Here is a 12,194-nt window from a genome sequence, read left to right on the forward strand (position 1 = left end):
TAAGTTGCGGGGTCGTGGGGCGCCCGTTCGTCGTAGTGCATCGACTCAACTTTCCGGCGGAAACGACTCATGAGCACACGCGGGCCCCTCACACCGATCCACGCAACGAAGGCGCGCAACCGGCGGCAGGCGCGGCGCTTTCGCATGGCGCCGATCGCGCGCGCCATTGCCATGACGCTGGCGGCCAACGGCGCACTGGTGCTCGATGCCCAGGCCCAGCAGGCCTTCAGCGGCGCCTGGTTCGCCAACAAGAGCGCGGTGCAGAACACCGCCTCGGCGACGGGCCGCCTGCCCAACGGCATGCCGGCATCGATGCTGACCAACCCGCTGGAGCAACGCAAGGCCGGCGAACAGTTGCAGCGCGCCATGGGCAACCTGAACATGGCGGCGCGTTCCATTGCCGCGCAACAGGCGGCGCAGGCGGCCGCACGCGAGGCCGCATCGAACGGGGGCTCGGACATCCCCGACGGCCTGGCCGACGGCGGGCTCAAGGTCGATACGAACAGCCTCACCGCAGGCTGGCTCAACGCCAGGGCGCCGGTGCAGACCGCGGCGGGCGGCCGCACCGTGGTCGGCATCGAGCAGACCGACGACAAGGCGATCCTGAACTGGGAGAGCTTCAACGTCGGGAAGCACACCACGGTGCAGTTCGACCAGAAGGGCGGCGCCAAGCCCGACGGCACCAACGCATGGATCGCGCTGAACCGCATCAACGACCCGAGCGGCCGACCCAGCCAGATTGCGGGGCAGATCAAGGCCGACGGCTCGGTGTACCTGGTCAACCGCAACGGCATCGTCTTCACCGGCTCCAGCCAGGTCGACACGCGCTCGCTGGTCGCGTCCAGCCTTGCGCTGTCGGACAAGCAGTTCAAGCTGGGCATCAACAACCCGCAGGTGCTCACCAACCAGGGCAACGATTTCCCGATTCCGCAGTTCGGCGAGTTCACCTCCGAGCGGCCCCTGATCTACGGCGACGCGGGTTTCAAGCCCGGCGTCGGCGGCGCGCCCGACAAGATGGGCGACGTGGACCGCTTCGTTCCCGGCGCGGCGCCCGGCGAAGTGCGTGTCGACGCAGGTGCGCAGCTGGCGGCGAACAGCGGCGGCAAGGTCATGCTGTTCGCGCCCAAGGTGCGCAACGCGGGCCGCATCTCGGCGCCCGACGGCCAGGTCATCCTCGCGGCCGGCGAGAACATCTACCTGAAGACGCCATCGACGCAGGACCCGAACGCGCCCCGCGGCCTGGACGTGGCCGCTTCGGCAGTGCCCGGTTGGGCTTTCACCGGCGGGCAGGTGTGGGGCGCGCTCAAGCTCTCGCCGGTCTATGCCGACGCCAACTTCGTCGCCGGCCTGCGCGATGTCGTCATGCCCGAAATGGCCGCGCGCGCCAAGGCGGTCGGCTACGAGGTGGTCAACACCGGCACCGTGCAGGCCGACCGCGGCAACATCACCCTGCAGGCGCAGGACGTGCGGCAGTCGGGCGTGCTCAGTGCAACCACCGCGTTGAACAACCGCAACGGCTCCATCCTGCTGCGCGCCTGGGGCCTGGGCTCGCACATGTACGCCGATGGCGTGAACGACCTGATCAACTGGTCGGCCGGCACGCTCACGCTGGGCGAGGGCAGCATTTCGCAGGTATTGCCCGACACCTCGGACACGAGCGAGATCGAGGCGTCGGCGCTTGCCACGCGCTACCAACCGGGCCGCGTGAGCCTGTACGGGCAACTGATCGACATCCGCTCGAAGGCCGGCGTGCTGGTGCCGGCGGGAACCATCAAGCTCGAGTCGGCGGTCAATCCGATGTTCACGCTGTTCCCGTATTTCAAGCCCGGCAGCCTGCGCGACGCGAGCCGCATCTACGTGGACAACGAGGCCTTCCTCAGCGTGGCCGGCCTGCAGGGCATGCAGGTGGCCATGTCGCGTAACTTCATCGAGGCCGAACTGCGCATCAACGAACTGCGCGACTCACCCATGCAGCTCGACGCGTGGGTGCGTGGCAAGAAGGTGATCGTCGACCGGCGCGTGAGCGGCGTGTTCAAGGACGGCCCGATGGCGGGCGTGCAATGGGTGCTGGGCCCTGACGGCGCCACCTACATTCCCGGTGCCTGGGTGGGCACGCCGCTGGGCGACGTGAGCGGCTGGGTGGGCGTGGGCAAGACCGACCTGGGCGAGCTTTCGGCCAACGCGGGCAGCATCGAGATGCGCTCGGGCGGCTCGGTGATCACGCGCACGGGATCGATGCTGGACGTGTCCGGCGGCTCGGTGCGCTACACCGACGGCATGAACACCGCGACCAAGCTCATGGGCGCCGACGGCCGCGTGCACACCATGGACCGGGCCATGTCCGACACCGACTACACCGGCATCGCGGGCGAGTTCACCCACCAGCATGCGCGCTGGGGCGTGAAGACCACGTGGCGCACACCGCTCATCGGTGCCGACTACAAGGAAGCCGGCTACACCGAAGGGCGCAAGGCCGGCGCCGTGCAGATCTACGCGGGCGACACCATGGTGCTCGAGGGCGACATGCTGGGCGGCGTGGTGGTGGGCGAGCGCCAGTCGAAGAACCCGGGCGGCAACAAGGGCGGCCGGCTGCAGCTGGGCGAGAACTCGCCGGATGGCCGGCCGTGGTCGCCGGGCACCATCATCGTCAGCCACGACCCGAAGCGGCTCGCGCAGGACTTCGATGCGAACACGAAGCTCGGCGACGACTTCTATGTGCAGTTGAAGCCGGGCGAGCAGAAGTCGCGCAAGCTCACCTTCCTGTCGGACGACTTGCTCAGCAATTCGGGCATGGGCAGCATCGTGCTGAACCACATCAACGGCGACTTCGAGCTTGCGAGCGGTGCCGCGCTGAACCTCTCGCCGGGCGCGTCGCTCTCGGTGGCCGGCACCGAAGGCTCGACCAACGACATCCGCATCAACGGACTGATCCGCGTGCCGGGCGGGCAGATCGGGCTTTCGTCGGCCTACGGAAAAGTGGAGCTCGGCGAGCAGGGCCGGCTGGACGCCAGCGGCCAGTGGATCAACACCTGGCGCGACGGCGCACTGCGCGGCGCCTGGGCGCTGGACGGCGGCGCGGTCACGGTGATTGCCGGAAAGATCGTGGCCCACAAGGATGCCGTGCTCGACGTGTCGGGCGGTGGCCGCACGGACCCCGGCAAGCAGGGCCTGCCGACGCTGCGCGTGGGCAATGCGGGGTCCATTTTGCTGGCCGGCGTGACGCCCGACCTCGACCTGAACGCACTGAACATGCGCGCCCATGCAGCGGGCTCGGGGGGCAGCCTGTCGATCCAGACCGCCTCGGCGGTGCAGATCGGTGGCGTGCCGCCCGTTTCGCCGCCGGACGATGCCGGCGCGCCCTCGGCCTCTTCGGTGGTGATGCTGCCGCCCACGCTCTTCGGCGAGCGCGGGTTCGGCAACGTCACGGTCTCGGTGCGCGGCGAAGGCAAGGGCATCGTGGTGCCCGAAGGCGTGTCGGTGTCGCAGCAGGCCACGAGCATCGACCTGAACAACTTCGCCTGGCGCGATCTGCCGAGCGGCCGCAACCTGGCCGAGGCAGCGCCCCTGGGCGTGCTGCGGCCCGACGAGCGCGCGGCGCGAAACCCCACGGCGCTGTCGCTCGGCACCGAGAACGGTCCGGTCCGCATTGCGCGGGGCGCCAGCGTGCGCACTGACACCGGCGGCAGCCTGTCGCTGAACGCCGGCAGCGAACTGGGCGTGCTGACGGTCTCCGGGCGCCTGGACGCGCCGGCGGGCCGCATCGGGCTGAGCGGCGCCACGGTGGTCCTCGAAGCCGGCGCCGAACTGCTGGCGCGCGGCGTGCCGCTGATCCGCATCGACAGCAGCAGCGGCCGCCGCGTGGGCGAGGTGCGCGACGGCGGCACGGTGAGCATCTTGGCGGGCGACATGCGGCTGGAGAAAGATGCGCTCATCGACGTGTCGGGCGCCACCGGCACGATCGACGGCGTGCCCGATGCCGGCCCCTCGGGCACGCGCGTGCACCGGCCCGCACCGGAGATCCGGCTGGACAGCAACGGCGGCCTGATCGAAATCACGGGCAAGGGCCTGATCGAAAGCACGATGGTGGGCAAGGCGGGCGGGCCCAACGGCATCGGCGGGCGCATCCGCCTGAACATGACCGCGACATCGGGCCCGACAGGCTCGCCGCTGGAGCAACTGCAACGCGTGCTGCAAGACCCGGACTGCGTGGGCCTGGCGGTGGACGGCGTGTGCAGCGACTGGCGGCAGGGCGTGGACTACGACTGGGCGCCCGGCCTGCGCAGCTACGGCTACGAGATCGACGGGCCGATGATCCTGTCGTCGGCCCTGCTCGCGAAGCTGGCGGACGTGAAGGAGTTGGTGGTGTCCGACCGGCTGGGCCTGCCCGGCGCAAACGGTGCGCTCGATGCGGCGCAGTTCGGCCTGACGCCGCAGGCGCTGGACCTGTTCCGCGACGCGCTCTTTTCGAGCGACCTGCTGCGCGACCTGCTGAACAAGCCCGGCCAGGTGTCCACGCTGACGGTGCGTCCGCAGGCCTTCAAGGACGGCGGCTTTGCCGACCTCTCGCTGGTGAATGCGACACAGGGCGCGATTCGCCTGGACAACGCGAACCTCGCGCTGGGCCGCTCGATCTTGCTGCAGGGGCCGATCGTCGGGCACGCGGGCACGTCGTCGTCGCTGCGCGCGCCACGCATCGTGCTGTCGGCCGTGCCTGCCGCCTCGCCTGAAGCGCCGGTATCGTTGGCGGGGGCGGGGCAGCTCACCGTGGCCGGCTCGCTGATCGACATCTCGGCATCGGAAGACCCGACCCAGTTCCAGGCCGGTGCCGTGCGCATCGGCGGCTTCGGCCGCTCGGTGCTCGAAGCCGGAGAGATCCGCATGGGCGGCGCGCTGCCTTCGCCGATCAACGAAGAAACCCGGCTGCAGGTCAACCTGGACGTGGACGGGCAACTGGTGCTGAACGCCGGCCAGGTGTACCCGACCACCGCGATGACCGGCGTGATCCGCGCCGGCGATTCCATCACCGTCGAGCGCCTGGGCGATGCCGGCAGCGCGCCGCTGTCGGCCGGCGGCAGCCTGCGCCTGGAAGCACCGGTGATCGCGCAGAACGGTGTGCTGCGCGCGCCCTTCGGCCAGATCGAGCTGAACGCCGGCGAGCGCCTGTCGCTGGGCGCGGGTAGCCTCACCTCGGTGTCGGGCGCCGGAATGACCGTGCCCTTTGGCACGCTGTCCAACAACGAGCACTGGCACGACCCGTCGAAGGCGGTCGATCCCACCAATCCGTCGACTGGCTCGCTGGTCGCGCCGCCTGAGAAACGCATCACCATGAAGTCGCCCGACGTGGCGCTGGCGCGTGGCGCGGTGGTGGACATCGCGGGCGGCGGCGACCTGCATGCCTCCGAATTCGTGCCGGGCCCGGGCGGCTCGCACGACATGCTGAACATGCCCGGCATGTACGCGATCCTGCCGGGGCAGGCCGGCGCGGCGCCCGCTGGCGGTGCCGCGGCGGGCCAGCGTGTCTGGCTCGCCGGGGGCCCCGGTCTGGCGGCCGGCTGGTACACGCTGCTGCCCGCGCGCTATGCGCTGCTGCCCGGTGCCTTCGCGGTGCAGGCAACGGGCAAGGCCTGGGGCGGCGCACTCGCGCCCGCCACCCGCGCACCGGACGGCAGCCTGGTCATGCAGGGCAAGGCCGGCAACGCTTACGGCGGCAACCAGGACGCGCAGGCATCGGCCTGGCGCGTGATGTCCGGCGCCGTGCTGCGGCGCTACTCCGAATACAACGAGGCCACGGCCAACGACTTCTTCTCGTCCGAGGCCTTCAAGCTCACGCAGTACCGCCTGACCGGCCAGAACGTCGTCACGCCGCGCCTGCCGCGCGACGGCGGCGCGGTGGTGTTCGACGCCGGCCGCCGGCTGGTGCTGGACGGCACGCTGCGCTCGGCACCCGACGAGGGCGGGCGCGGCGGGCTGGTGGACATTGCCGGCAAGAAGATCGCCATCGTCGGCAGCGGGCAGGACAGCGCCAGCCTGCAGGCCGACGGCTACCTCGTCATCGATGCGGCGAGCCTGTCGAACTTCGGCGCGGGCAGCCTGCTGGTGGGCGGCAAGCGCAAAGGCAACGCGCTCGGCCTGGAACTGGACGTGACCGCGACCGACATCGTGGTGCGCAACAACGACGGCTCCGAACTGTTCGGCCCCGAGATCATCCTGGCCGCCAGCGACAAGGTGGCCATCGAAGGCGGAAGCCGTGTGAGCGCGAAGGGCGCGGGCGGGCGCGGCGCGGGCAACCTGGTCATGAAGCCGCGGGTGGCGGCGGTCTACGCCGACCCGGACGGCAACCTGGACGACAACTTCGATGGCGTGATCGACGCCAAGGACGCGGTGGACGACGTGCTCGTCTCGGCCGCCAGGGACTGGGGCGCGCTGGTGCGCGTGGCCACCGGCGACGCGGTCAAGGTCATCCGCCAGGGCGTGGACACCTCGCGCGGCGGGCTGGTTTCCATCGGTGCGGGTGCCATCGTCAACGGCGATGCGGCCTTGCTGATCGACGCCACGCGCACGACGGAACTGGCGGCCTCGGCACAGATCGCGGGCACCGACCTGTCGGTGGCGGCAGGCCGCATCGGCTTCGGCGGCGGCACCGAAGGCATGGTGCTGGACAGCGGCGCGCTTGCGCAGCTGGGCCGTTCGACGCACCTGACGCTGCGCAGCTACACCGACTTCGACTTCTACAGCTCGCTCGACCTGGGCGCGGCGGGCCTGAAATCGCTGACCTTCGACGGCGGCGCATTCGTGGGCCGCGGCGCGGGCGACGTGACGATCAAGGGCGACAGCATCGCGCTCGTCAACAGCGGCGGGGGCGGCACCGGCGTGCCCGCCGCCGGCGGTGCCGGCGGCTTCACGCTGGACGCGGCCACGCTGGTGCTGGGCGCGGGCCAGAAGACGTTCTCGGGCTTCGGCGCGGTGACGCTGGCGGGCCGCAACGTGATCGTCGGCGAGGGGGCGGGCGGCATCGACACGGGCGCATCGCCGCTCACGCTGAACACGCCGCTGCTGACCGGCCGCGGCGGTGCGGCGCAGTCGATTGCCACGGGCGGCGCCTTGCAGGTGGTTGCTTCGGCGCAAGGCGAGCCCTCGTCGTTCGACCCTCAGGAAAGCCTGGGCCTGCGCCTGGCCCTCAGCGGGCGCAGCATTGCCTTCGACGGCCGGGCGGTGGCGCGGGGCGGCAGCATCGACATGACGGCGACCGGCGGCAGCCTGGTCGTGGCGCGCGGCGCCACCATCGACGTGAGCGGCTCCGCCAAGCATTTCTTCGACGTGGCCGAATACGCGGACGCGGGCCGCATCGGCCTGTCGGCGGTGGGCGGCGACGTGCGGCTGGAGGCCGGCAGCCGGCTCGACCTGGCCGCCCACCCGAGGGGCGGCGACGCCGGCACGCTGAGCCTTGCGGCATCGCAGGGCGGCACGGTGGTGCTCGACGGCCTGATCGCGGCGCAGGCGGGAGGCAATGGCGGCAAGGCCGGCAGCTTCGCGCTCGACATCGAGGCGCTGCCCGATTTCGCCGGCGTGAGCCAGCGGCTGAACGACGCCGGCTTCAACCGCTCGCGCCAGTTCCGCATCCGCCAGGGCAACGTGGCACTGGGCGGCTTCACGCAGGTGGAAGACTTCGGCCTCACGGCGGACCGGGGCAGCATCGACATCTCGGGCACGGTGGATGCGCGCTCGGCCTACGGCGGCGCCATTCGCATCACCGCCGGCAACGGCGTGGCAATGCAGGCCGGCGCGCAGTTGCTCGCCGGTGCCACCGGCAGCCTGGGCAACGGCCGCGTCACGCTCGAAGCGGCGGGCGGGCAGCTCAACCTGCAAGGCGGCCTGATCGACGTGGCCGGCAACGAAGGCGGCAAGGTGCGCCTGCGCGCGCAGCAGAACGCCACGCACGACGACGTCGCGGTCGGCGCGCTGAACGTTGCCGTGAACGGCGCGCGCTCGGCGGTGCTCGAAGGCGTGAGCGTCTACGACGTGAAGGCCTACGACGGCGCCACGGTCGATTCGGTCAAGCCCGACGCCATTGCCGATGCCGCGCGTTTCAGGGCCGCATCGGGCGGGGTGGCGGCACGGCTGGGCACCGGGCTGGCCGTGATGCCCGGCATCGAGGTCCGCAGCGCGGGCGACCTCGCGTTGAACAGCGACTGGAATCTTTTCAGCGATTTCTCCGGCGCGCGCGAAGGCACGCTGACCTTGCGCGCGGGCGGCAACCTCGCCATCAACGGCCACCTGAGCGATGGCTTCGACGCGGCCGACCGCAGCGGCCGGCTGCAGGCGGGCCCGTCGTGGAACCTGCGGCTGGTGGCCGGCGGCGAGCTGGCCTCGGCCGATGCGATGGCGCTCAAGCCGCTCGCGGCACAGGCCGCAGGCAAGGGGTCGATCACCGTGGGCACGGCCAACACCGCCGTGCCCACCGACAGCGACCCGAAGCCTGACAACGGCGCGGGCAAGCTCGTGCGCACCGGCACCGGCGACCTCGAAGTGCGCGCGGGCCGCGACCTCACGCTAGCGCACAAGGAATCGGTGATCTACACCGCCGGGCGCAAGGACACGACGGTGTGGAGCGACTTCACCACCGCCAACCCGAACGCCAGCTACGGCGTGGAAGGCGGCAACCTCGCCATCGGCGCGCAGGGCAGCATCGAGGCCGCGCCGTCGGGCCAGCACTTCACCGAATGGCTCAACCGGCAGGGCACGCTCAATGAAAAGCGCTTCTTCGGCGAATACACCAACGGCGAAAACGGCTGGAACCCCGACGGCGTCTACGGCCCCGTCATTCACGCGCCCGAGCAGTCGAGCTGGTGGATCGACTACGGGCGCTTCCAGCAGGGCGTGGGCGCGATGGGCGGCGGCAACGTCAGCGTGGAAGCCGGCGGCGACCTGCGCAACCTGCTGGTCGCCTTGCCGACCCACATGCGCATGCGCGGCGGCCGCTCCGCCAGCGAGGCCATGGCCATGGAAATGCGCAACGGCGGCGCCATGTCGGTGCAGGCCGGCGGCGCGATCCGCGGCGGCCAGTACTACGTGGCGCGCGGCGCGGGCGACATCCGCGCCGGCGAAACGGCGGTCGGCCACACGGTGACGATAACCCGCGACGACAGCGGCGGCGGCTTGACGAAGAGCAGCTACACCGTGGCGCCGATCCTCGCGCTGGGCGACGCCACGCTGAGCCTGCGCACGGCCGGTGACCTGCGCCTGCAGACGGTGGTCGATCCGCTGCTGGTGACCTACGGCGAGGGCCTGCGAGGCGACGGCCAGGTGCTGAACTACGGCGCCTACATGAGCGGCTACACCGACCGCAGCGCGCTCCGGCTGGTGTCGACCGGCGGCAACATCACCTTCGTGAACCGGATCGAGTTCATCTTCCGCGACCTGCTGCTGCGCTGGGTCGAGAAGGACACGCTGGTGGGCTTCGGCGGCAACCGGTATCCGGCGCGCTTTTCGGCGGCCGCCCTGAACGGGGGCATTGCCATCGACGGGCCGCTGTACGTGCTGCCGGGCACCACCAACGACGTGCGAGTGGTCGCGAAGAACGACATCCGCTTCGACGCGCCGCTCGTCATGGCCTACGCCACGCCCGCGATGATGCCCACGGGCTACATGCCGGCCGGCGCGGGCTCGCCGTTCAGCCAGATGAACATGGAGGACATGCTCGACAACCTGATCGAGCGGGCACTGGCCTCGCCGGTCAACAACACGTACCTGCGCACCGTGAACAACCCCGAGGTGCTGCCGCTGGCCAACGACTTCGAGCCCAGTCGCATCTATGCATCGCAGGGCTCCATCGTGGGGCTCGACGTGAAGGCCAACGAGCAGACCTGGGTGCGCGCGGGCACCGACATCCGCGGCCTGCGGCTGGCGGGCCGCAACCTGCGTGGGTCCGACGTCACGCTGCTGGAGGCGGGCAACGACATCCTGGCGATGCAGAGCACGGCGCGGCTGGACACGAACAACGATCTCTCGGTGGGCCTGACCGGCAACATCGAGATCCAGGGCCCCGGCACGCTGGTGCTGGCCGCCGGCCGCGACCTGTACGCCGACAACCTGCAGGTGCAGACGCTGGGCAACCAGCGCTACGACAGGAACAACCGCGCGCTGCCCGAGACGCAGGTCAAGGGCCTGCCGGAACACGGCGCCGCCATCACCGCCATGGCCGGGCTGAACCACGCCGTGGGCTACGACGCGTTCACGGCCGCCTACCTCGATCCGTCGAAGGTCGCGTCCATGCCCGACTACCTGAAGACCCGGGGCGCGGACGGCAGCGTGCTGCCCATCTACCTGGTGGACCAGGTCGAAACGCGCGCAGGCGGGCAGGAAAAAACCGTGCGCCGCGGCCTCGTCTCGTTCATGTCGGACATGACCGGCGAAAAGCTGGAGCCGCTCGAAGCCTGGGCGCGCTTCCAGAAACTGCCCCAGCTCGCGCAGCAGCAGTTCCTGCGGCAGGTCTACCTGCTCGAACTGCGCGAAGCCGGGCGCGACCAGAACGAACCGGGCACCGGCGGCCTGCCGCGCAACGGCGGCTACAACCGCGGCTACACGGCCATCGAGACGCTGTTCCCGGGCGACACATGGAAGGGCGACGTCGCGGCCAACAAGCTGATGCTGCGCACCATGGCCGGCGGCGACATCGACGTGCTCACGCCCGGCGGCGGCCTGCAGGTGGCGGCGCTGGGCGCCGCGGTGCCGGCCGGCTACGGGCTGGTGACGCTGGCGTCGGGGCACATCGGCATTGCGGCCCGGAACGACGTCACCGTGAACCAGTCGCGCATCCTGTCGTTCGTGCCCGAGGTCACGAAGCAGGGCAGCGACCAGATCATCTGGTCCACCGTCGGCGACATCGACGCCGGGCGCGGCGCCAAGACCTTGCGCGTGCCCTCGGCGCCCGAGGTGTCCACCGACCTGGACGGCGTGACGGTGATCCGCGAGAAGTCGGACATGAGCGGCAGCGGCATCGGCACCGTGGGCGACGGCGACGTCGACCTGGTCGCGCCGCGCGGCACCGTGAACGCCGGCGATGCGGGCTTGCGCGTGGCGGGCAACCTGAACATTGCGGCGCTGCAGGTGCTCAACGCGGACAACATCCAGGTCAAGGGCGAGACCAAGGGCCTGCCGGTGATCGCGTCGGTGAACATCGGCGCGCTCACCAATGCGAGCGCTGCCGCTGCGCAGGCGACGGCCGCCGCGCAGGACGCGGTGCAGCGCGAGCGCGCGGCCGCGCGGCAGGCGCTGGCGTCGGTCTTCACGGTGCGCGTGCTCGGCTTCGGCAACGAGCCCGCACAAGAGGGGCGCGACGCGCCGGCGCCGCGGTCGGGATTGCAATCCGGGGCGCAGGTCGACTACGACCCGCAGAACCCCGTGCAGGTGGTGGGCATGGGCCGCAAGATCGACCCCAGGCACTGGGCCGCCCTGAGCAGCGACGAGCGTCGTCGCCTGCAGCAGGACCGCTAGGCGGGCAGGAGCGGCATGTCATGGCACCCAGTGTCCTTTGCGAACAGGAAGCACCGGCGCGCGACGAGGCGGCCGATGCGCTGCGGGACGAAGCGCAGCGTCGCCTGGCGCTGCAGGTTTTTCTCTGCGCCAATTACGAAGGGTTGCGGCGCAAGCTGACCCGCCATCTCGGGTGCGCCGAGATGGCCAGCGAATGCCTGCACGACGCCTGGCTGCGGCTGGGTCACCTGCGGGTGTGCGCACCCGTGGAGAACCCCAGCGCCTACGTCTATCGCGTGGCCTGCAACCTGGCCATGGACCGGTTGCGCAGCGAGGGGGCATGGCGCTATGTGGACGACCCGCACACCGCCGTCGAGTCGGCCATCGACCACGCGCCCGGGCCCGAGGACATGGCCGAGGTGCGCGCCGAAGTCGGTTCGGTCGACCGCGCGATGCAGGGCCTGCCGCGGCGTCACCGGGCGGTGCTCGAGGCCTTGCGCATCGAGGAGAAGACACGCCAGGAGGTGGCCTCCCATTACGGGCTGTCGCTGCGCAACGTGGATACCGTCCTGCGCCAGGCGCTCGACCATTGCGGCGCGATGACGGGCCGGCCGGTGCTGGCCGGCGTCGGTACACCCCGAAGGGCCGTGGTGTCGCCCCGGATGGGCGCCTGAGCGGCACGTGGCACCGTGGCACCACGGTGCTGCTTGCCACGGCAGGCG

Annotated in this window: 2 protein-coding genes; both read left to right on the forward strand. The window is 70.9% G+C overall.

All coding sequences use genetic code 11. The annotated features are described in order from the left end of the window. The first annotated feature begins 69 nt into the window (after positions 1 to 69). A complete protein-coding gene (locus ACAM42_RS07310) occupies positions 70 to 11,493 on the forward strand; it encodes a filamentous haemagglutinin family protein (RefSeq protein WP_369631591.1) in 11,424 nt (3,807 codons plus the stop codon). Positions 11,494 to 11,513: 20 nt separating this feature from the next. Next, complete coding sequence (locus ACAM42_RS07315) at positions 11,514 to 12,146, forward strand: sigma-70 family RNA polymerase sigma factor (RefSeq protein WP_369631592.1); 633 nt, start codon at positions 11,514 to 11,516, stop codon at positions 12,144 to 12,146. Positions 12,147 to 12,194: the final 48 nt, after the last annotated feature.

The organism is Variovorax sp. V35 (genome assembly GCF_041154465.1).
Classification (GTDB): domain Bacteria; phylum Pseudomonadota; class Gammaproteobacteria; order Burkholderiales; family Burkholderiaceae_C; genus Variovorax; species Variovorax boronicumulans.

Bases quoted from the DNA above. Each gene is read 5' to 3' on its own strand.
- ACAM42_RS07310 (WP_369631591.1), top strand. From the start codon at position 70: ATGAGCACACGCGGGCCCCTCACACCGATCCACGCAACGAAGGCGCGC.
- ACAM42_RS07315 (WP_369631592.1), top strand. From the start codon at position 11,514: ATGGCACCCAGTGTCCTTTGCGAACAGGAAGCACCGGCGCGCGACGAG.